At 44.1% G+C, this 22,085-nt stretch carries 23 protein-coding genes; 13 read left to right on the top strand and 10 right to left on the bottom strand.

The genetic code is table 11. The features are described 5' to 3' along the window. Positions 1-81: 81 nt before the first annotated feature. A complete protein-coding gene (locus tag MKX59_RS20660) occupies positions 82-840 on the bottom strand; it encodes a DUF2087 domain-containing protein (RefSeq protein WP_340858822.1) in 759 nt (252 codons plus the stop codon). A 464-nt stretch (positions 841-1,304) separates the two neighbouring features. On the opposite strand from MKX59_RS20660, the gene MKX59_RS20655 reads away from it, so the two are divergent. The 3 genes from MKX59_RS20655 (at position 1,305) to MKX59_RS20645 (ending at position 3,419) form a co-directional block, all read left to right on the top strand. Then, on the top strand, positions 1,305-1,952 hold the full coding sequence (locus MKX59_RS20655) for a hypothetical protein (protein ID WP_028542975.1): 648 nt from the start codon (positions 1,305-1,307) through the stop codon (positions 1,950-1,952). 79 nt (positions 1,953-2,031) lie between these two features. Continuing rightward, complete coding sequence (locus tag MKX59_RS20650; protein ID WP_340858820.1) at positions 2,032-2,832, top strand: barstar family protein; 801 nt, start codon at positions 2,032-2,034, stop codon at positions 2,830-2,832. Between the two features lie 29 nt (positions 2,833-2,861). Continuing rightward, positions 2,862-3,419: a hypothetical protein gene (locus tag MKX59_RS20645; protein ID WP_068939982.1), complete on the top strand. Its 558-nt coding sequence runs from the start codon at positions 2,862-2,864 to the stop codon at positions 3,417-3,419. Positions 3,420-3,519: 100 nt separating this feature from the next. On the opposite strand, the gene MKX59_RS20640 is transcribed toward MKX59_RS20645, so the two are convergent. Further along, entirely contained in the window at positions 3,520-3,741 is a 222-nt protein-coding gene (locus tag MKX59_RS20640; protein ID WP_010349271.1) for a helix-turn-helix domain-containing protein, read from the bottom strand. A 344-nt stretch (positions 3,742-4,085) separates the two neighbouring features. Here MKX59_RS20640 and MKX59_RS20635 point away from each other — a divergent pair, with 344 nt between their 5' ends. After that, complete coding sequence (locus tag MKX59_RS20635; RefSeq protein WP_340858817.1) at positions 4,086-4,490, top strand: hypothetical protein; 405 nt, start codon at positions 4,086-4,088, stop codon at positions 4,488-4,490. A gap of 41 nt (positions 4,491-4,531) precedes the next feature. Here the strand turns inward: MKX59_RS20635 and MKX59_RS20630 are convergent, their stop codons facing one another. Next, complete coding sequence (locus tag MKX59_RS20630) at positions 4,532-4,837, bottom strand: hypothetical protein (RefSeq protein ID WP_023987743.1); 306 nt, start codon at positions 4,835-4,837, stop codon at positions 4,532-4,534. A gap of 184 nt (positions 4,838-5,021) precedes the next feature. Beyond that, positions 5,022-6,293 carry an MFS transporter gene (locus tag MKX59_RS20625; protein ID WP_076264335.1) on the bottom strand — a complete coding sequence of 424 codons (1,272 nt, stop codon included), beginning with the start codon at positions 6,291-6,293 and terminating at the stop codon, positions 5,022-5,024. A 705-nt stretch (positions 6,294-6,998) separates the two neighbouring features. Between MKX59_RS20625 and MKX59_RS20620 the strand changes: the two genes are divergently transcribed. The 3 genes from MKX59_RS20620 to MKX59_RS20610 all read left to right on the top strand — a co-directional run bounded on the left by MKX59_RS20620 (position 6,999) and on the right by MKX59_RS20610 (position 11,864). Continuing rightward, positions 6,999-9,890 carry a 2-oxoglutarate dehydrogenase E1 component gene (locus MKX59_RS20620; protein WP_340858815.1) on the top strand — a complete coding sequence of 964 codons (2,892 nt, stop codon included), beginning with the start codon at positions 6,999-7,001 and terminating at the stop codon, positions 9,888-9,890. A 5-nt stretch (positions 9,891-9,895) separates the two neighbouring features. Further along, positions 9,896-11,194 carry a 2-oxoglutarate dehydrogenase complex dihydrolipoyllysine-residue succinyltransferase gene (gene odhB / locus MKX59_RS20615; RefSeq protein ID WP_028542972.1) on the top strand — a complete coding sequence of 433 codons (1,299 nt, stop codon included), beginning with the start codon at positions 9,896-9,898 and terminating at the stop codon, positions 11,192-11,194. Positions 11,195-11,333: 139 nt separating this feature from the next. Next, positions 11,334-11,864: a YfiT family bacillithiol transferase gene (locus MKX59_RS20610; protein ID WP_076264334.1), complete on the top strand. Its 531-nt coding sequence runs from the start codon at positions 11,334-11,336 to the stop codon at positions 11,862-11,864. 96 nt (positions 11,865-11,960) lie between these two features. On the opposite strand, the gene MKX59_RS20605 is transcribed toward MKX59_RS20610, so the two are convergent. The 4 genes from MKX59_RS20605 to MKX59_RS20590 form a co-directional block, all read right to left on the bottom strand. Beyond that, positions 11,961-12,968 carry an alpha/beta fold hydrolase gene (locus MKX59_RS20605; protein ID WP_053324957.1) on the bottom strand — a complete coding sequence of 336 codons (1,008 nt, stop codon included), beginning with the start codon at positions 12,966-12,968 and terminating at the stop codon, positions 11,961-11,963. A 25-nt stretch (positions 12,969-12,993) separates the two neighbouring features. Beyond that, positions 12,994-13,968, bottom strand: a complete 975-nt coding sequence (locus MKX59_RS20600) for a type I phosphomannose isomerase catalytic subunit (protein WP_023987749.1) — start codon at positions 13,966-13,968, stop codon at positions 12,994-12,996. A 169-nt stretch (positions 13,969-14,137) separates the two neighbouring features. Continuing rightward, positions 14,138-14,719, bottom strand: coding sequence for a class I SAM-dependent methyltransferase (locus tag MKX59_RS20595; protein ID WP_076264333.1), 582 nt, complete (start codon positions 14,717-14,719; stop codon positions 14,138-14,140). Further along, the gene (locus MKX59_RS20590; RefSeq protein WP_028542970.1) at positions 14,720-15,673 is read right to left on the bottom strand and encodes a TIGR01212 family radical SAM protein; all 954 of its coding nucleotides are present in this window, start codon (positions 15,671-15,673) and stop codon (positions 14,720-14,722) included. A gap of 306 nt (positions 15,674-15,979) precedes the next feature. Between MKX59_RS20590 and MKX59_RS20585 the strand changes: the two genes are divergently transcribed. Continuing rightward, on the top strand, positions 15,980-16,177 hold the full coding sequence (locus MKX59_RS20585) for a hypothetical protein (protein ID WP_013309373.1): 198 nt from the start codon (positions 15,980-15,982) through the stop codon (positions 16,175-16,177). Positions 16,178-16,281: 104 nt separating this feature from the next. Next, entirely contained in the window at positions 16,282-16,995 is a 714-nt protein-coding gene (gene trmB, locus MKX59_RS20580; protein WP_023987752.1) for a tRNA (guanosine(46)-N7)-methyltransferase TrmB, read from the top strand. A 40-nt stretch (positions 16,996-17,035) separates the two neighbouring features. Here trmB and MKX59_RS20575 read toward each other — a convergent pair whose 3' ends face one another. Together MKX59_RS20575 and MKX59_RS20570 are read right to left on the bottom strand one after the other, a co-directional pair. Continuing rightward, positions 17,036-18,169: an MGDG synthase family glycosyltransferase gene (locus MKX59_RS20575; RefSeq protein ID WP_023987753.1), complete on the bottom strand. Its 1,134-nt coding sequence runs from the start codon at positions 18,167-18,169 to the stop codon at positions 17,036-17,038. Between the two features lie 51 nt (positions 18,170-18,220). Then, on the bottom strand, positions 18,221-18,748 hold the full coding sequence (locus MKX59_RS20570; protein WP_013309376.1) for a phosphatase PAP2 family protein: 528 nt from the start codon (positions 18,746-18,748) through the stop codon (positions 18,221-18,223). Between the two features lie 610 nt (positions 18,749-19,358). Between MKX59_RS20570 and MKX59_RS20565 the strand changes: the two genes are divergently transcribed. The 4 genes from MKX59_RS20565 (at position 19,359) to rplT (ending at position 22,037) form a co-directional block, all read left to right on the top strand. Further along, complete coding sequence (locus tag MKX59_RS20565) at positions 19,359-20,597, top strand: glycosyltransferase family 2 protein (protein WP_023987754.1); 1,239 nt, start codon at positions 19,359-19,361, stop codon at positions 20,595-20,597. A 309-nt stretch (positions 20,598-20,906) separates the two neighbouring features. Then, the gene (gene infC, locus MKX59_RS20560) at positions 20,907-21,404 is read left to right on the top strand and encodes a translation initiation factor IF-3 (RefSeq protein WP_013309378.1); all 498 of its coding nucleotides are present in this window, start codon (positions 20,907-20,909) and stop codon (positions 21,402-21,404) included. A 20-nt stretch (positions 21,405-21,424) separates the two neighbouring features. Beyond that, the gene (rpmI, locus tag MKX59_RS20555; RefSeq protein WP_013309379.1) at positions 21,425-21,625 is read left to right on the top strand and encodes a 50S ribosomal protein L35; all 201 of its coding nucleotides are present in this window, start codon (positions 21,425-21,427) and stop codon (positions 21,623-21,625) included. Positions 21,626-21,677: 52 nt separating this feature from the next. Continuing rightward, on the top strand, positions 21,678-22,037 hold the full coding sequence (rplT, locus tag MKX59_RS20550; protein WP_007429517.1) for a 50S ribosomal protein L20: 360 nt from the start codon (positions 21,678-21,680) through the stop codon (positions 22,035-22,037). The last annotated feature ends 48 nt before the right edge of the window (positions 22,038-22,085 follow it).

The raw sequence follows: 22,085 nt of genomic DNA, 5'->3' as shown, positions 1-22,085 counted from the left end.
CGATTTAGTTCGTCTATATATTGTACCTACGAGCGTTGGAAATCGAATTATGCAAATTGCTGATTTTATAAACGTTGAGATTCAAGATTCCTTCAACCAATATTCACTGCCATCCGGCTTACGATCCAATAGATTGTATTCAATCATATATCTTCGCACCGTGACATAATCGTCATACACTTCCTGTAAAATCGCATTGATATCCTTCTCATGATATATTTGTCCCTTCACAAAACGGCCCGAAATTTCACGCAGCACAATCAGCTTGTGCTTTTCTTGCATTTTAAAGGTTTTCAGGCGTCCGTCTGTCCCATTCGGAAAATACTTCGTGAGTACTTTTTGCCTTTCGTCTTCCGTAATGTTGTAGCGTTCGTCCACCATCCGTGCTCCTATGGGTACTTCTACAATGGCGGGAGCGTGGCGGTCCTTCTCCTTTAGCAGCTCCATTAATGTGAGAAATACCTTGGCCTGCCGTTCTTTTTCTTTGAGACCAAAGCGATGATTACGTATAGTGGATGCGCTGCCGATTCCAGTTTCCTTTTGAATATCCGCATCGCCCATGCCTTGATAAAATAACTGAAGCAACCGATTCTGATGATCCGTCAGTCCAGTCAGCTTTTTGTCCAGACCGATCAAATAGTCAAAGACTGAACCATACGTCCGCTGAATATGAAGTCGCATATACCGCTCTGCGTCATAAAATACCCCTTGATCCTGATATATGATGCCTTGCTCATATCGCTGTCCGTCCAGCAGGCAAATGACCTGCTCTTCTTGGCGAATATATCCTCGCTTCAGTTCTTCGATACCAGCATTCCAGAATAGTTCGGAATGATCCATTTTAGCAAACACCTCAATTAAATGATGATTATTTTATAGACAATATAACATTTTGTTTATTTTAAATCAATGAGTGGATATCTCTTTAGGGTCTCGACAATGTTCGCTATATACAAAAGAGACATCGGATTGTTATCATATGTAAATTACCTCTTATCGACTTGTTAATAAATCCAAAGACCAAGGGGAATAGAGGAACACTGTTATATGCTTTAGAATTTTTTGACGTATCTACTCATGTTGTGGCGCTGGTAGATTTACTGGATGATACCTTTGAAGCGAGTAGACAATCCTATCAACTGATAAGTACCGTACAAGATAAAATTACTAAGGCGCAAAAGGACATATGTAGACAAAAGATAAGAAGAAAGCTAGCCGATTATAAAAACAAATATAAGCGTGACTTTTTGCTGGAATCTTTAGAGCTTTTTACATGATTCTTTTATTAGAGAGGTTTGGTTGGAGTGGTAAAAAAAACTGTTTTATTCGTGATCATCATTGTAATTGCATATACAGTTGTATCCATTACAACAGGAAGTCCGATAGAAAGAGTCCAATTTCGGAGTAACGTCACTGACTACCTACATAAAATGTACACTATGAACTGGAAAATTGATTCAGTTGATTATGATTTTAAGAATGATAAATTTATAGCAAATGTGATCTCTGACTCAGGGATTTCTTTTTTGGTGGAAGAAGACTATTATAGGCAAATGATGGATAACTATGCCTCTTCTGTGTGGAGGGATGAGCTAAAGACGGCAGTGGCCCAAAAAGTAAAGCAAGTTACAGGATCAGATGCAGAAGTCATCATAAATGTTTCTCATATGGGGCGGGATGCTTTAACCTACCATGACGAGGTTCCAAGATATTCTAAGGTTAGTCAAAAACTCTCCTCAGAAGCTTCAATTTATATTAAAGGTAACTTTTCAGCCACTCATTATCTTCAAGAGATGTTGGAAATAAAGCAGTGGATTGTTGAAAAGAAGTATGATGCTTCGTTAACATTTAAGTCCGAAAAGGAAAAAATTTATTTTGCAATACCTGCAGAAGATCTAAAAAAGATAAAAAGTGTAGAGGATCTCAATCCTTATCGGCTTCAAAATAATTGATTAATTCTACCCAAGAAGCTAAAAGTGATGCCTTAAAATGCTAGATTCCTTGAAATATTGTGAGGAGGTATGATATAAAATGAGGCCGAGATTTGCTGTCATTGACGATGAAAGTTGGCTCACAGTTGGCTATTGTAGAGATGTGGTTGGCTTAACGGGTGATATCATTGTCGAAACATATGAAAAGGTCATTTTTGAGCAATTTGTCTTTAATGAGGATTTCATAGGAAACATAACAAAGACAAAACAATCTGTACACAACTTGTACATTGCTATTTTAAATGATGAAGAAACAGTGATTGGAATATATTGTTATCACCTACCTGAATCTTACATAATCCATAAACTAAACTATAATAAAGGAAACTTCAATCTGGAGTTAACAGGTATACTTGAAGCGAAGCCCTCCCCTGTGGAATTAAGATTATGGGAGTTTTTAAAGGGTGCTCAGTCGCTTGAAAATAATATATGGCAAGGTTTTTCTAAAGAAGAACGGTCCGGGTGGCTAAACGTGACTAGAATACATTCTGCATCTAATCATTTTGCTAGACTGGATAAACGAGGAGAAGTCTACACCTTGGACGGCGAATACATATCTGATTTTACAACATTTTTCATAGCACTTGGTGAAGCGATTAATGGGCCCGGAGGGTACTATGGATTTAGCTTGGACAGTATATCGGACTGTCTCTGTGGAGGTTTTGGGACAGTAGGACCGTTCACGATCCATTGGAAAAACGTACATTATTTCTTGGAAAGATTCGAGGAAGAATGGGATCAAGAAGGGAGATGTTATAGATTTTCACCACAGCAATATTTTACGGATCTTCTAACGATCTTAGTATCAGGTGGTGTTACCGTGAATTTTTCTTCGAATTAAGATAGCAAAGCAAGAAGGGAATTTTTGAAATGAAATATAAATTAATGCAACCACCTTTTGTCATGAAAGAATACTCTGAAATGAGTAAAAACGAAGCTAAGGAACATTTTAATTGGTTTAAACAACAAATACCTTCGCGTTTAGAGCAACTTGGCGCATTTTCACAGATACATCTGGATTATAGTGATCGTTCGCTCATAGATATTTGGGAATGGTATCTAAGGAATGTGCAGATTCAAAGTAAAAGTGCTTCAGAATTAAAAGAGGAGCATTCAGAGACTGAAGAATGGTTGAAGAGCTATATATATGAGAATAAACTCGACACAAAATCCCAAGCTTTTACACTGGATATTTCCATTTATCTAGGGGAAGTTGTAAAAAGTAATCATAGCGGGTTGGATTGGGGCATTATTTTTAAACCAAAGTCTTATATTAGCGTAAATCGTCCTGTTATCACTGGTTTGACTAAGGAAACAGATATGGATGTGATCATGATCGTAACGAATAAAATGTTTGCAGTATTAAAGGGACAACGTAACCCTAATGCTTTATTTGACATTTATCATACATGGAAAGAGTTTATTTGAAATCGTCGATAGGAAGGGATTATGATCTTCTAACCTAATTTAGTGGGAAGATCGGTAAAAAATTTGAATATTGTATAAAAAACAGAGGGCCGTAAGCATGTTAACGGCTCTCTTCGTCGTCTTCTGGCAAGTATTCGATCAGTTCACCAGGGAGTACGCCAAGGGTTCTACAAAGTGTATTCAAGGTTGGAAAGTCAATTCGGGCGTTTGCATTGGAGGCCAAAGCTTTAACCGTATTCCTATTAATTCCCGTAATAGAAACAATATCTTTCTGTTCGAGTCCACGGTCCTTCATAATTTTATCAAGAGAAAATCTAATCACAACAATTCCTCCAAAAAGTAATCAAGTAAACTAGTTGACATGTATGAAACATAAGTGTATATTTGTAATCGAGTAATCTAGTTAACAAGATTATAAGTAAACTAATTTGATGCCTTCATAGTATCAAAATGCTTTAAATTTAGCAACAGTCACTATTTTGATAATCCTAAAACAATTAATGCGTGAGGAGGCTTAAAAATCGTATAGAAGTTTCCTTATAAAATTCATATAACAACGTTATAGAATAATTTTGAGCGGTTTTTAAAATGGATAAATTGTAATACAGGTTAATATTTCATCGAACTAAGCTGTGATAAATGAACAAAGGAATGGAGCGAGGATGTATGACAGAATGGGTAATGGGATTGGAACGGGTATCCATGGTTCAGGGGCCATATGATTTACCTCATATGTATGAGATATGCGAGGGGATTCTGTATGACCATCAATATTTCTTTTACCTCGAAAATGGCATACTGTGTCTGCGCCATGTGAAGAAGGTGGAGCAATCATATCATACGCATCTTTATCTGGATGGAGAGAGCGGAGGCTTGCAACTGGCAGAGGGTGTACAAGGGGAAGTTATGCAAGTTGTCATGGAGATCATCGAACGCTTACGCGCTAAGGATGGACTGACATTTTTATTCGATGAACTGCTGTGGCTACATGGTAGGGGACCCATTGAATTAAACCTTTTCAATAAGAAGGATGAAGTGACCCCAAGTGGCAGACAACTTGCTACGAAATAAATGATTTTTATGCTCTATATCATGGAACTTGTAGAAAAAAATTATGATTTCAGTGAATGTACCAGTTGTTGACTGATAAAAATGAGCGGATACCGAATCAATATGGTCAATTCCACCACAACAGCATCACCAGAGGGAGTAAATCCAAAATCACCTCCCAATAATATGTTTTGCTGCTGCTTTGATGAAGGAAATTCCGGTTCATCCAAGCCATAATGTTCTTTGAATCTCTCTTTCGTTTCATGATCTATGACAAGGTTATCCTGTGCAAAGGTATAGCACATAGGAACACTTAACTGTATTAAAAGAAGTAATGCAACGGGTATAAGCACTTTTTTGCTTTGCATGGTTAGCTCCTATGATCTCTGTTTTTGACCTCTTAACTTTTGTATCTACCATAATTGTATGTACTTGTCGAGCATTTGAGGGGAGATATGATGAAGCCGCCACTTCTGCACTGGATTCGGAGGCAGAAGTGGCAACTCAACAATCCCTGGCGGAATGGTCTGCTGTATGACTTTTTTAATTTGCCTATAAAGATTCCTGAAGGGCTTTAGAAGAAGTGCTGTAATCAGCATAACGGGGAAGCACAATAGTGTAGTATATTCCTACAATAACGGTACAGACCCCAACTAATAAAAACAAGAGCTCAATTGGAATAAATGAAGGGAAGCTTACAGCAATGAAACCTAATGTAAGAGACTGGGACAGCATCATTAACGGATTAATCAAACCTTGCACTCGTCCCATCATTTGAGGATCTACAATACGAGGAAGCCATCCTCCTATACCAATGTTAATGAACGGAAGTATCAGTGCAATGACAAAGTTGATAATCAGAAAAGCATAGAGGTGGTCAACAAATCCAAGTGTGCACATACCCATTCCGGCTACCAGAACTCCCGCTGCAATCATTTGGTGTAGCTTTAGCTTGGCGGAGATGAGAGATGCGATTAGGGTACCAAGCAACACACCAGCTCCAAAAATAATACCTGTCCATACCATATACTGCTCATAGTTGTCTGGAGCTAGCTTATATTTAAGAATAAACATCGGTAAAACGCTAAAACCACCATTTAAAATACCAAACATGAAAAAGCCTGAAACCAACCAAAGCAATAGTCTGTTGCGTAATATGTAAAGAAACCCTTGTTTAAAATCGATCATGACAAGTTTGAATTTTAATTGTTTAAATTGATGTGCCCCGTTCGGAAGGCGTACTTCCTTTGGAATTTTGCAGGAACGAATAAGCAGTGCAGACACAATAAAAGAAACAGCATCAATTAGGATGGCTCCAGTAATTCCAAAGTGCCAGTAAACGACGGCCCCTAGAGTTCCTCCAAATAACATGAAAAGACTCCCCATCATTTGGTTGAGGCCTGCGGCAATGGTGTAATCATCTTCGTTTAATATCCCCTGTATAATGGCACTTTCGGCTGGAAAGAAAAATTTGGAGGCAGCACTACGGATGAAGAGGAGGGCAAATATCAAAGGAATCGAATCGACCCAAATAAAAATAAGCAAACATAAGGATAAAAAAGCGCTGATCCAGTCACAATTAACAGCAATTTTTTGTCGGTCCATCCGATCTGCTAGCACTCCAACCACGAGAAATACTACCAGCATCGGAAGCGAATACATTAACTCGGCAAGCGTTGCATAGTATGGCTGATTGGTAAACCGTTTCAACAAATAAAACATGAATGCAGTAACCCCGATAATTCCTCCCATTTGTGAGGCGAAGGTTGCCAGAAAAAACCTGACATAATTTTTGTTTCTGAGTACTTGTTTTAATCCAGTCACAGTTCCATCCCTTTCGCTTTCAAAGCGGTTTTTAGATGCCTAATTAAAATAATAGTGAAAAGTAGGAATATTGTACAGAAAAGTGACTTTAATGTCACTTTAAGTTTGAATTTGCATCGTATCGGACCCTCTACCTTTTAAATTCTGCTGTTAACGTAATCATATTGGGGTGGACTGGGAAGTTGTTTTCAAAATGGTTTGGCGTAGTATGAGAGCAACATAAACTTAAATAACCAGCCGTCGGTTGATATCTGACGGCTGGTTATTTAAGTTGCCAGGTGTTTGAGTCTGACTCACAAATGGGTGTCAGTCTTCAATCTTAATGAAGCTAAATCCTCGCCATTTGTAGTGATTACTTTTTTATACCAATCAAAGCTTTTCTTCTTTTTGTGGAATGGCCTCTTTTAATTGTCCGATATGTTGTCTGAAATAATCCATACGGTAATCGTCTATAATGAGGGTGTAAGAATTACAGAATAGCCCGATTCATCTCATTTACGCATGGATATGTTGAGAAAAAGGAAATGCTCATAGCTAGAAAACTTTATACAATGGAAGAGGAATAAGAATTGTGAAATTCGACTTTTGATGAAGGATTTCATATAATGTGAGCATATTGTGAACAGCTTAAATTGAAGACTTAATAAAAAAATGAAAATGATTTCCGTCCAGCTATGAATTTCAAAATTTGACGGAGGGAACGAGATGACAATGGAAGAGAGCAGCAGACAGGTACCTTGGCAGGCGTATTACGGACCTAATCTAGGTTATGTGCAGGACCAGTATGAAAAGTATGTAGCGGACCCCGGAACAGTTGATCCGGCTTACCGCGAGCTGTTTGATCAATGGGGTGAGCCGCCACAATCCGAATACTCGGCTGCTTCCATGATAGACAACAAATTGCAAGGCCCCCCCACAAGTGCTTTGGGGCACCTTGACTCGAACACATTGCAGAAAGCGGTTACAGCGGGGAAAATGGTGTGGAATATCCGTGAATACGGACATTTAGCCGCCCAAATCGATCCGCTGGAACTGGATGCAGAGCAGGATACACGCCTGCTTAATCCAGCATCTTACGGTTTAACTGAACAAGACTTAAAGGCTTTTCCAGCCTCTTTAATATGGGATAACGCTCCTGCGGGAACACTTAACGGATGGGAAGCCATTCAACGGTTACGTGTAGCATACACGGGTCCGATTGCCTATGAATTTAGTCATATTCATAACGAGGAGGAACGCCGCTGGCTGAACAGCTATGCAGAATCCGGCTGGTCCTCCAAGCCACTCACAACACAGGAACGCAAGTCGTTGCTGGGCAGATTGGTAGAAGTAGAACAGTTCGAAGAGTTTTTGCATAGAACATTCGTCGGACAGAAACGTTTTTCGATTGAGGGTAATGATGTGCTTGTCCCTGTACTCGACGAGATTATTCGTCTAACCACAAATGCAGGAGCAAGTCATGTCCTGATGGGTATGGCGCATCGCGGCCGTTTGAATGTACTGGCTCATGTGCTGGGCAAGCCTTACAGTAAAATTTTCTCTGAATTTCATCATTCGCCGAATAAAGATTTGATCCCGTCGGAAGGTTCCACAGGAATTAACTACGGCTGGACTGGCGATGTGAAATATCATCTGGGTGCTGATCGTTTTGTAAAAGATGGGGGAGCGGTGCAGGCCCGTCTGACATTGGCGAATAACCCAAGTCACCTGGAATATGTGAATCCAGTGGTACAAGGATTTTCACGAGCTGCACAGGAAGACCGCAGTGAGGCTGGTTATCCGAAGCTGGATGTGAGCAAGGCAGCTACAATTATTATGCACGGTGATGCGGCTTTCCCAGGTGAAGGTATCGTGGCAGAATCACTTAATTTCACTAATTTGCGTGGCTTCCGTAATGGCGGCACGGTCCATATTATTGTGAATAATCGTCTGGGTTTTACAACGGAAAGTGTCGATTCCCGTTCGACCCGTTATGCCAGTGATCTGGCTAAAGGCTATGAAATTCCAATTGTGCATGTGAACGCGGATAATCCCGAAGCTTGTATTGCAGCTGCTCGTATGGCTGGCGAATACCGCAATCGTTTCAAGAAGGATTTTCTGATTGATCTGATTGGTTACCGTCGTTATGGTCACAATGAATCCGATGACCCGGAAACAACACAACCGCTGGTATATCGTAAGGTGAAGAATCATCCGACGGTGAGCAAATTGTATACTCAAAAGCTGATGAAGCAGGGGGTTGTGGATGAAGCGTTTAGTGCCGGCCTCATTGAAAAGGTCCAAACCAGACTGAAGGAAGCGCATGAGCATGTGAAGAATCAACCGGAACAAGAGCCGGAAATGACTCCTGTGAAGGCGAAAAAGAATCAGAGTTCTATGGTACGTACTGCAGTGGAATTGAAAAAGCTGCGCCAAATCAATGAAAACTTGCTCAAATGGCCACAGGCTTTTCATGTATATCCGAAGCTGGATCGAATTTTACAGCGTAGAAAAACCGCTCTGAACGAGGGAGAAAAGGTAGATTGGAGCTTGGCGGAGACGCTGGCTTTGGCCACCATTCTCGCAGACGGCAAGCCTATTCGTATGACAGGTCAGGATGCGGAGCGAGCTACATTTGCTCACCGTAACCTCGTGCTGCATGAGCCTGAAACAGGCCGTACACATTGCCCGTTGCATACTTTGCCGGAAGCACGTGCTTCGTTCAGTATTCATAACAGTCCATTGTCTGAGGCATCTGTCCTCGGCTTTGAATACGGCTATAACGTGTATTCTCCTGAAACGTTAGTGATTTGGGAAGCGCAATTCGGCGATTTTGCCAACTGTGCACAGGTTATTTTTGACCAATTCATTTCTGCGGGCCGTGCTAAATGGAGACAGAAATCGAGTCTGGTGATGCTGTTACCGCATGGTAGCGAAGGACAAGGACCAGAGCACACGAGCGCACGTCTGGAGCGTTTTCTCCAGTTGTCCGCACAAAATAACTGGACTGTCGCTAATTTGAGCAGTGCCTCTCAGTATTTCCATCTGCTGCGCCGTCAGGCTGCATTAAGCGAAAGTGAGGAAGCCCGCCCGCTTGTGATGATGTCGCCGAAGAGCCTGATTCGTAATAATCGTGTCGCTTCGCCTGCTTCCGAATTCAGTGAAGGAGCATTCCGTCCTGTGTTGGAACAGCCTGGTCTGGGTGCACGTCCGGATCGTGTAGAGCGCATTGTACTGTGCAGTGGAAAGATTGCCATTGATCTCGAAGAAGCATTGGAAAAGGATAAGAATGAGGCAGAAGAGCGTCTGCATATTATTCGTGTGGAGCAGCTATACCCTTTCCCGGAAGAGGAAATTCGGAATATTTTCGGCCGCTTCCCGCATGTTAAGGAGTTCGTATGGGCTCAGGAAGAACCTAAAAATATGGGGGCTTGGAGTTACATTGAACCTCGTCTGCGGAATGTAGTGCCACAGGGAGCGGAAATTCGTTACGCAGGCAGACCAGATCGTTCAAGCCCGGCCAGCGGTTATCAGCAAGTACACAGCCTAGAACAACAGCGAATTATTCAATCGGCGTTGAAGCAGGATTCCAAAAACAATATTACACTTGGGAGGTAGCGGCTGTGAGCGATATTATAGTGCCAGCAATGGGAGAATCCATCACGGAAGGAACAATCTCCAAATGGCTTGTGAAGGAAGGGGATTCCGTAGGACAGGGAGATGTTCTACTGGAGCTGGAAACCGATAAGGTTAATCTGGAAATTAGTGCGGAAGAAGCAGGTGTGGTCCAGAAAATCCTTCGTCAGGAGGGAGATACTGTGGTCATCGGTGAAGCTGTTGGCTTGATCGGAAGCGGCAGTGGTGATGCGGAATCAACCGGTGCTGGAGAAGTTGCAGCGACTCAAGCGCCTGAAGCACCGTCCGTAGCGACTTCACCGTCTTCCGTAGGAGGCGGCGTTAAAGCAGAAGAAAAGTCTGCACCGCCTATTTCATCGAATGGCGACGGGAATGGCCAGACCGCATCACCATCCGCCCGGAAGTTGGCGCGTGAGCGCGGGATTGATCTTGAACAGGTACAGGGAAAGGACCCGCTCGGACGTGTTTTCCAGGAGGATGTAAAAACGCATAACAGCGCTGAAGTGTCACGTGCAGCATCTGTACCTGCGTCTCCCGCTACTAGCAAGCCTGCGCCTCCGTCTCCAGCACAAACGGAGTACAGCAAGCCTGTGGAACGCCAGCGGATGTCTCGACGCAGAGCGACGATCGCTAAGCGTCTTGTTGAAGCACAGCAAACAGCTGCCATGCTCACCACTTTTAATGAAGTGGATATGACTGCCATTCTCGATGTGCGTAAACGCCGTAAAGATAAGTTTAAGGAAAAACATGATGTAGGCTTGGGTTTTATGTCCTTCTTTACAAAGGCAGTGGTTGGTGCACTCAAGCGCTTCCCTACCGTGAATGCAGAGATTAATGGCGATGATATCGTACTGAAAAAATACTATGATATCGGGATCGCTGTATCTGCCAAGGAAGGTTTGGTCGTGCCAGTTGTAAGGGATGCTGATCGTCTCGGCTTTGCTGAGATCGAGAAGAGCATTGCAGATTTGGCTGGCAAAGCTCGCTCCAATTCGCTTTCTCTGGCCGACTTGCAAGGAGGAACGTTTACTATAACCAATGGAGGTATTTTCGGCTCCTTGCTGTCTACGCCAATTCTCAATACGCCGCAAGTGGGTATTTTGGGAATGCATAAAATCCAACTTCGCCCGATTGCCATCGACGAGGAACGCATGGAAAATCGTCCGATGATGTATATCGCGTTGTCCTACGATCACCGGATTATTGATGGTAGTGAGGCGGTTCGTTTCCTGGTAACGGTCAAAGAATTGCTGGAAGATCCGGAATCATTGTTACTGGAAGGATAAAATAAATCGGGCAAGTGTATCTCCTCTTTACGTGTATGACAAAAGCAGACTCTTGCGAGTCTGCTTTTTTTCCTGCATAGTTATAACATAAGGCGACTGACATTACAGGCAGTAAATGTAGAGAAGGGCGGGAACTGTTTTGGACAAAGACTTGCGCTACCCGATAGGATCATTCGTTGTTCCAGATACCATTACAGAAGAACAGCTTATCGCATGGATTCACGACATTGCTGAATTGCCTGCACAGCTACGTCAGGCGGTCGAAGGACTGAATGAGCAGCAGTTAAATACGCCTTATCGCGAAGGGGGCTGGACGATTCGGCAGGTAGTTCATCATGTGGCAGACAGCCATATGAACAGCTATATCCGTTTTAAGCTGGCACTGACGGAGGATACGCCGACGATCAAGCCATATGATGAAGGGCGTTGGGCCGAAATACCAGACGCCAGGGAGCTTCCGCTGGAACCTTCGTTGCAACTGCTGGAAGGATTGCATGAACGGTGGGTGACCGTGTTGCGATCGTTGGGAGAGGATCAGCTGCACCGATCGTTTATTCATCCTGAATCGGGCCAGACGATCCGCCTGGAGCGAAACATCGGCATCTATGCCTGGCATGGCAAGCATCATACAGCTCATATTACTTCCTTGAGCGAACGAAATGCATGGTGATTTTTAAAACTATACCCAAATGAAATATAAAGGAATTAAAAAGAAACCTTCAATCCCACTTTGATCGTGGTTTTAAAGGTTTCTTTTCTTATTTCCTCACAAGGCTGATGACTTGGGCGAGTTTGATTGTTCAGGTGCCTCGGAGGCTCCAGACAATGCGGAAACAGAGGTCACCCCTGTGTTAACATGACGGTCGAGCCAGTCTACGATGTCACTCATCACCTCGTCGCGGTTTGTTTCATGCAGCATCTCATGGCGACCGTCAGGATAGAGGCGATACTCCATGTCCTGAAGCTCTAGGCTTCGATACATTTCCACTAGTGACAACACACCTTTACCGAACAAACCCACTGGATCACGATCCCCGGCAAAAATATAAACTGGCAGTTTGGGATTGATGTGTTTCAGCGAGGAAGGCCAGTGGATTTCTTGCAATAGCCTGAAAAAATCCAGAAAAAAGCCTGTCGTGCAAATAGCTCCACATAATGGGTCATGTACGAACTGATCTACTTCCTCAGGATCACGGGACAGCCAGTCAAACGCCGTACGCACTGGACGAAAGGCGCGGTTAAAGCCGCCAAAGACCATAGCGTTGAGCAGCATGCTGCGATGATCCATTCCTTGCAGCTTGGCTTGCAGTAGAGCAACTTGCTCTCCGAGCTTTAGGAGACCACGTCGTCCGTTGGTTCCCGATAAAATAAACCCGTGATACGTTTGCCTATCATCATACATAATTTTCTGGGTTAAAAAGGACCCCATGCTGTGACCCAGCAAAAAACGAGACTGATCAGGGAATTCCTTAGCCGCAATTTCGCCTAGCTCCAGCATGCCGTTTGCCATTCGATTAAACGCATTAGCTCCCGGCATACCCAGCTTATCAGGATCACCAGCCGTGCGCCCGTGACCGATATGATCGTTGGCATACACACCATAACCGCAACCAGTAAGCTTTTCGGCCAGTCGAATGTAGCGATAGGATGTCTCGCACATACCATGCGAAATTTGAACAATCCCCTTAATGGGCAAATTCTGATCAGGCAGCCAGCGGTAGGCAAAAAGCTCTGTTCCGTCATTTTCAGCGATGGTGAAGGTGTATTCCCGCATAATTAGACATCACATCCTTTAAGCTTTAAGGAAGATAAGATCTAAGTACGGTCATTCCGTCATTCAGCGTGTAACCGCTCAGGTTAGCAGGCAACAGGAAGCAATCTCCAGCTTTACAGGAAAGAGACTCGGTATTATTGTTCCATGTTATGGTCCCACTGCCTTCACAAATCACGAGAATGGTGAAGCTGTCTTCCGTTGTAGAAAGTGCCCAACTTCCATCTACGATACCCTTTTCCACAACAAAATACTCACAGGCAGCCAGCTGGAGCCATTTTCCAGGCTGTAAGCCGTCCGTTTTCATCGTTGTTGCACCTGCACCCTCGTAGGAGGTTACATTGAGGGAATCCTCGATATGCAACTCACGAGGCTTGCCGTCTAGTCCGGGGCGATTGTAGTCATATAAGCGATAGGTAGTATCCGAATTTTGCTGGATTTCAGCAACGACAACGCCTGCACACAGTGCATGTACGGTTCCGGCGGGAATGAAGAACGTATCGCCTGCTTCGACTGGAACCTGGCGCAAACTGCCGAGGATGTCCCCACTTTCAAGAGCTGTGCGCAGACTCTCGCGAGTTACACCTTCGGTCAGACCATAAATAATCTTGGCATCTGGCTTGGCATCAAGCACGTACCACATTTCAGTTTTCCCTAATTCTCCGGCTGGAAGTCCTGCGTAATCATCTGTCGGATGCACCTGAACGGATAAGTCATCATTACAATCCAGTAGTTTGATCAAAAGTGGAAATCGTCCGCCTTTTTCCGATACACCCTTGGCCCCGAGCCAATCCTGCCCGTAGGTCTCGCGGATTTCATCCAGTCCTTTGCCTGCCAGCTCACCATTGATGACCGTTGTTGTTCCGTTTGGATGATCGGCAATCATCCATCCTTCCCCGATATGTCCTTCTGGTGGGGTTAGACCAAATTGCTCTAAGGCCCGTCCTCCCCAAACTCTCTCTTTGAACTCAGGTTGAAATTGCAGTGGGTATGGCTTTAGCATAATTTCTCTCCTCCATAATGAGTAATGAGTGCGACCTAACAGAATAGGGAAATCAATAACGTGCCGCTGGGGCAATAAACTGGGATGAATAGCGCCCAAACGAGCTTGAAAAATGATATATGTAAGGCGGCTAAAAAAGCCGCTCATAACCTGAGTTTAAAATCCGACATTATTTCTTTTCAACCGCCACTACGTAAGGCGAAGCGGCTCGTTGTAATTGACGATAAATAATGCTTTGACCGCTGGAGACTGGGAGAGCAGAAGCCCATTGAAGAACGGCATCTGCTTCTTCAATGCCTCCAGCGTGCCCTGGATAGAGTACGGCAGTCAGAATGCCGCGTGGTCGCAGCAATTGTAAGGCAGCATCAAGTGCGACGAGCGTGCTGTCTGTATGGGTGATGACAGTAGGATCGGCGCCTTCGGAAGGCAAGTAGCCGAGGTTAAACATGACCGCAGCGACTTTGCCATGCAGTATGTCCGGAACGGCCTCCTGCATTTGCTCATGACCTTGTAGCAGTAGCGATACTTCTGCTAATGAAGGCGAAGCGTTTTCTTCCAGTCGACGACGGGCGCAATGCAGTGCTTCTTGCTGGATGTCGAAGCCATAGACACAGCCCCGTTTGCCAGCAACTTTTGCCAGAAACAACGTATCTGCTCCTGTGCCGACGGTGGCATCTATAGCAGTATCACCTGGCTGCACCCGCGCGGCCACCAATTGATGAGCGTAGCTCAGGACGGATAGGAACCCCATTTAAGGTTGCCTCCAGTATTTTCCCTGCCACGTTTCACGTGACTTCAGTTCATGATCGATGGCATTAAGCACTTCCCATTTTTTAAGCGACCACATGGGTCCCACTAGCAAATCGCGTGGGGCATCTCCGGTTAACCGATGAACGATCATTTCGGGAGGTAAAATCTCCAGCGTATCAACTATCAGCTTAACGTATTCGTCCTTTTCCAGAAAGCGTAGCAATCCCGCTTCATACTGCTTGACCATGGGCGTTTTGCGCATGAGATGCAGCAGGTGGATTTTGATGCCCTGCACATCCATAGCCGCTACTGCACGTCCCGTATCGAGCATCATTTCATGCGTCTCTTGGGGCAGACCATAAATAATGTGGGCGCACACGCGGATATTCCGCTTGCGCAGCTTTTCCACCGCATCCAGATAGCATTGAGTATCATGAGCACGGTTAATCAGCTCTGAGGTCGATTCATGGACAGTTTGCAGCCCCATTTCGACCCACAGGTACGTGCGTTCGTTTAGCTCGGCAAGGTAATCCACTACATCGTCAGGCAGGCAATCAGGACGTGTAGCGATGGACAGACCGACAACGCCGGGCTGCTCCAGAATAACCTCAAAGTATTCTCGCAGTTCCTCAACCGGGGCATACGTATTAGTGTAGGCTTGGAAATAGCCAATATATTTGGCGTTTGGCCATTTTAGATGCTGCCGATCCCGAATCGTATTGAACTGGGTGACCAGATCATCACGACGACGCCCAGCAAAATCACCCGATCCGCGTGCGCTACAAAAGGTGCAACCCCCTTTAGCGATGGAACCATCGCGATTCGGACAGGTAAAACCCGCATCCAGCATGACTTTGAACACTTTATTTTGAAATTGCTCACGCATTTCGTAATTCCAAGTATGGAACCGTTTATCTCCCCACAGGAGAGGAGCAGGCAATAAATCTGTTTTCATGGGTGTACTCCTTTTTTTACGATCACCCTATTGTAACAAAAATCAGTCTTCATTGGGAATCATTTGACCGAACAAGTCAATAAAATGTGCGGATTTTATGGCGTTGCGGATTGAAAAAGGTTACACAATGTGTTATATTGTAAGCGGTACCAGACATACAATAAAAGGACTGTTTTCGATCCTGAAGATAAAAGTTATCCGTTGCTAATGATTATTCTTCAGGGAGGCAGCTATGCTGTTTCTATCGCCTGTTTTAGGGTAAGTGCACGTCGGTTCCATCACAAATAACCCGTGAGGTGATCTTTTATGAATGCGCAGGATAAGACGCGTATGGATAAAGTTACTGTTGAGTTAACCTTTGATGAGGCGTTGGCATTGACTGGTGTCCGTTTTGGGCAGGATCGTCAGATTGGAACGACCGCACGTCAAAAAATCAGAGCGGCTTGCCAAAAGACAATTGATTTTTCACCTGCTGATGGGGTAGACTATGAACAATTAAATTAGTTGGACCCCAATCCAAATATATTGAAAAAGGAATTTCATTTCCGTATCTTCAAGCGGGGGTGAAATTCCTTTTTCCTTGATAACAGAGTATATGGAGGAGTAACATGCGTTTACGCGGAAGAAAAGGAATACGGGAAAGTCTGGAAGAACAGCAGGATCTAGTCATCTTGGAGCCGGCACAGTATAAGGGGAAATGGCAGCAGGTTTTTGGTAATGATCGTCCCATTCATGTGGAATTCGGTATGGGTAAAGGGCAATTTATAAGCCAAATGAGCTTCCGGAATCCGGAGGTTAACTATATTGGCTTTGATATGTATGATGAGCTGGTTCGCCGTGCAACAGAAAAGTCTCGTCTGGCCTGGAGTAATTCAGAGGTTGATACGCCGCCTAATATCAAATTGGCACTGGCAAACATTGAACAGATCGAGAATGTTTTTGAACCAGGAGAGATTGAACGCATTTATCTGAATTTTAGTGATCCCTGGCCTAAAGCCAAGCATGCACGTCGTCGTTTGACGCATCCGCGTTTTTTGGACAAGTACCGTCAGCTTTTGAACAGCAAAGGACAAATTCATTTTAAGACCGATTCGGAGACACTGTTTGAGTTTTCTCTGAATTCGTTTGCCGATAGCGGTTTGCAGATGACGAATATTTCGTTAAACCTTCATCGTGAGGGGATCAACGAAGAGCATGTCATGACGGAATATGAACAAAAGTTCATGGGCAAAGGTATGAATATTCATCGAGTCGAGGTGCTGATCGGCAAAGATGCTTTGGAAGAGTACGGAAAAACACGTCTCGAAAAGTATGGGAAATAAAAACAGATCAAACGGATAAAATAAGACAGGGTGCTTCCTTTTAGGAAAGCACCCTGTTCGGTTCCAGTATATCCAGAATACTCTGTGCGCTCTGAAGAGGATAATATCGCGCTACATTATGGACGTGCTCCTGTCGCTTGCGGACGATTTCTGGAAAATCGTGTAGCAGTCGGTTCATCCATTTAACGACAACATCCAGCGAAGTAATCGGTTCTCCGAAGCCTTGAGCCGTAAAGTATTGACAATTTTCCTCCTCCTGTCCAGGGAGAGGTTTGTGAAACAGCATCGGAATCCCTTTGGCCAATCCCTCGGTGCATGTCATTCCGCCGGGTTTGGTGATGAGCAGATTCGATACCTCCATTAATTTGTCGATTTCCCGTGTAAATCCGAAGATATGAATATTTGGATGATTAAACCTAGGATCCAATTGCATTTTACGACGAATTTTATCATTATGCCCCAAACAAAAAATAAATTGAATGTTTTCTCTCCACTGAGTAAGCGAACGATGTATGACTTCGTCATTCATAAGGCCCCAGCCGCCACCCATAACGAGTACGGTCGGGATGGGTTTAAGTCCAAATTGTTCTCTAATTTCATCGTGCCCAGGATGTTCCCAAAAATTTGGATGAACGGGAATGCCGGTCACCTGGATTTTCGAGACGGGTACTCCGCGCGCGCGCAGCTTACGCATGACTTCAGGCGTAGATACAAAGTACCGGTCAACCTCGGGACTAATCCATGTTCCATGTGCATCGTAGTCTGTAATGACAGTACAAAGCGGAACATGTAAACCTAAGCGCTTCAAACGTGAAATTACCGCGCTTGGGATGGGGTGAGTACATACCACCAAATCGGGACGAAGCTGCCGGAGAATGTTTCGGGTCTGCGTGTAGAACAGACGGTGCAAAGCGAGCGTTGTAAGACGGTTTAATGATTTTTTGTACTGATGACGGTAAACCAATCCGACTAGGCGAGGCTGCGATACAACAGTCTTCTTGTATGCTGTAATAATAAGCGGGGCCATTCTTGGATTCAAAAAACTCCCCAGCTCCAGCACTCTTGTCTGCACATTCGGAGAAAGCTTCCGCAAACTGCTTGAGAGCGCGTAGGCAGCTTGAGTATGTCCGGCACCGAAACCTTCCGATAATAATAACACTCGTTTTTTAGCCACTCTCATTTCACCTGTTCCTGCTGGGATGTTCTCAATCATACCATATCGGCTTTAAGGCCAGAATGCAACCGTTCCTATTGCTGCAGACGTTCCGATGACCGCTCCTGCGAGTACATCCGTTGGGTAGTGGAGACCCAGATAAATCCGAGAAAAACCTACAATTGTCGCTACAGGCAACAGCAACAGTGTTAGCATCGGTGACTGTAGCATAAAAGGCACGGTAGCTGAAAAAATAGCGGTCGTGTGCCCTGAGGGAAAAGAATGGTCCGACAAGGGGTTGCGGAATGTATTTGTACCTGGTAGTGCCAAATACGGGCGAATCCGCGGATACAGCCTTTTAACGATAGCTACGGGGATGTGACTGACCCCGAGAGCGATGGCTCCCTTCATACCGGAATCTTTCCACGGATTCGGAGCGAGCCACCAAATAAGGAGTGTGGAGGCTATAGTAAAGGTAGCCCCACCTAAATGTGTGAGATAATAAAGCCAGAAGTTCAAAAAACGGTTGTGTAAGCGTCCGTTGATCCATTTGAACAACTGCTGCTCCAGATTTACAAGTTTTACGACTAGACGTTGCATTTGGTTTCCTCCGGTTGCCGGTTCAGGTCAGTCGGCAAATATTTTGAGTCATTTTGACATAATCAGACCATAAGTAATTATTCTCTTGCTCTCATCATATTTTTAAACGCTGTTCATTTCAAGAATCACTAAAGATTCATAAATTACTTGGTTCAATTCTACACAAAAATGTTAATGGAATATAAGCCGAATTGTATAACTTTCTTTGCGTTCATCCGTCTAATAAGATAGAGTGTTTAGAAGTGGTTGCTAATTGGCCCACAAAAAGGAGGGACCAAAGAAATAAAAAGTTAGCAAATGGATGAAAATAAGACCTAAGCGTCATGAATGAGAAGCCCAGCGCCGCATTCCCGGTTCAAACGGGAGTTTGTTGTGTTTTTTTGCTGCTGAGACCAGTTTAAGGGCTTTGACAAAAGATTGAAAACCAACGAAAATCGTAATGGCATTCCTGTGTCAGCCAAAAGGGGGCTGCGCACAGCCAATGAAGAAAGCAAGGGTCGGGTCAAAAACTACAGAAAAGGCGCGCAAAGCGCCGCAACTTGCGCTACACAGATAGAAAACAAACAAACGCAAGATTTTAAGGGGTATAAAAAGGGGGTAACAAGAGATCATGTTAGACGCTATTTTCGTGACGCTCCAGATCATACTGGCGGTGATCGCAGTCTATCAGTTTGCATTCTCCTTGTTCGGATTGGTTCGCAAGAAAAGGAAAGAGCACGCGGCTCCAGAAAAATCATTTGCCATTTTAGTCGCTGCTCACAATGAAGAACAGGTTGTCGGAGCATTGATGGAAAATTTGAAGCAACTTGATTATCCGAAGGAACTTTACGATGTGTTCGTAATCTGTGATAACTGTACAGATAAGACTGCGGACATCGTTCGCGCTCACGGCATGAATGCTTGTGAACGTACGAATCCGAATCTGCGTGGTAAAGGCTACGCTATTGAGTGGATGCTCAAGGAATTATGGGCTATGCCGCGCCAATATGATGCTATTGTCATGTTTGATGCTGACAATTTGGCGCATACCAATTTCTTGAGTGAAATGAACAATGATCTGTGTACAGGTGCCCGTGTTATTCAGGGGTACATTGATACTAAGAATCCTGAGGATTCTTGGATTACAGCGGCATACGGGGTATCTTATTGGTACATCAACCGTTTGTGGCAGCTGTCACGTCACAATCTGAACATGGCTAATTTCCTCGGTGGTACAGGCATGTGCTTTGAAACAAATCTGCTTAAGGAAATGGGCTGGGGTGCGACAAGTCTGGTAGAGGATTTGGAATTCACCATGCGCTGCACACAGTGCAACGTATATCCAAGATTTAATTACGATGCCAAGGTATATGATGAAAAGCCGTTGACATTCAAGGCCTCGTCAAGACAGCGTCTGCGCTGGATGCAAGGTCACTTCACTGTTGCTCGTCGTTATTTCTTCCCGTTGCTGTGGCAAAGTATCAAGCATAGAAGCCTGATTAAATTCGATATGGCTCTTTATGGTCTGAACGTGTATATCGTACTGCTCACCTTCTTGATGACAGTAGCGATGTGGATAGATATCGCCTTCTTTGGTGGACCTAATATCGAGAACATCTATGTACAGTTACCAGCTTGGACTGGTGTTATAGCTATTGGTCTGAATGTTGCTACTTTTGTGATCGCAATGATTTTGGAAAAGGTCACATTCAAAAAAGTATATCTGTACTTATTGCTGTTCCCGATCTATGCGATTTCGTGGTATCCGATTACGGTCTATGCGTTCTTTACACAGAACAATAAGCAATGGAGCCATACCCAGCATACGCGTGTCGTTCGCTTGGAAGAGGTTCAAAGTAAGCAAGGTTAATTGGACGGTGAAATAGGACTGAAGATCGGTGTCATTCATTTTTCATTAAAGGGTTGACACCACGATTGCACCGTGATAAGATATTTGAGTATGTTAATTGAAAAGATGGATTAACAAGTAGAAGGTCCGACTTCTCACCTGCCCGGTATTGCCGGCTGGTCATGATCCAATGATTTGTGAATTGAACTTTCATGATGAATTGAGTATCAGACAGGGATGTCGGCTGTGTAGTCGTCATCCCTTTTTTGTGCTTAAACACAATACAACAATAACAGGTTCTGGAGGTGGAGGGTTATTAGTAAGGAACATATGATCAATGATGAGATTCGGGTGAGAGAAGTACGTCTAGTTGGTGCGAATGGGGAACAAATCGGGATTACACCGACGCGTGAAGCTTTGCAAATGGCGATTGACGCAAACTTGGATCTCGTGAACGTGGCGCCTCAAGCGAAGCCGCCCGTGTGTCGGATTATGGATTACGGAAAATTCCGCTATGAGCAACAGAAGAAAGAAAAGGAAGCCCGTAAAAACCAGAAGATCGTTGACATCAAAGAGGTATGGTTCCGTTCCAACATCGAGGAACATGACTACCAAACCAAGTTTCGCAATGTGGTGAAGTTCCTGAATGAAGGGGACAAGGTGAAATGCTCCGTTCGTTTCCGCGGTCGTGAAATTACTCATGCTAATGTGGGTCAAAAAATTCTCGAACGTGTGAAATTGGAAGTTGCTGATCTTTGTACCGTGGAGCGCCAACCCAAGCTCGAAGGACGCAGCATGATTATGATATTGGCTCCAAAGAGTCAATGACAAATTAAGGAGGAAGTTCAATGCCTAAAATGAAAACACATAGCAGCCTTAAAGGCCGCTTCAAAATTACCGGTACTGGTAAAGTAATGCGTTACAAAGCTTACAAAAACCATTTGCTTTCCCACAAATCCAAACGTGCAAAACGCGTTCTGGGTACTAACCCTGAGATGGCACCTGGGGACGTTAAACGTCTGAAACAAGGTCTTGCTAACCTGAAATAGCACTAGCACTGCAATGAATGAAGTATAAACATTATTTGGGAGGTCTATTAATATGGCAAGAGTAAAGGGCGGATTCGTCGTTCGTCGTCGTCATAAAAAAGTATTGAAGCTTGCTAAAGGTTATTTTGGTTCCAAACACCGCATTTTTAAAACAGCTAACGAGCAGGTAATGAAATCGCTTGTTTACGCATACCGTGACCGTCGTCAGACGAAACGTAACTTCCGCAGACTGTGGATCGTGCGTATCAACGCAGCAGCTCGTTTGAACGGTTTGTCTTACAGCAAATTGATGCACGGCCTGAAATTGGCTGGTGTGGACATTAACCGCAAAATCTTGGCTGATCTTGCAGTCAATGATATTAATGCATTCAACTCTTTGGCAACTGTTGCTAAAGGCAAAATCAACGCTTAATTATTAATAATGAAGCGTGGAAACCGCGAAAGTGGTAAAAAGGTATCC

Origin of the sequence: Paenibacillus sp. FSL R7-0340, from assembly GCF_038002205.1 — a bacterium.
GTDB classification, from domain to species: Bacteria; Bacillota; Bacilli; order Paenibacillales; family Paenibacillaceae; genus Paenibacillus; species Paenibacillus polymyxa_B.
The sequence above is the reverse complement of the archived record's forward strand: the minus strand, read 5'-3'. Positions and strand labels throughout refer to the sequence as shown.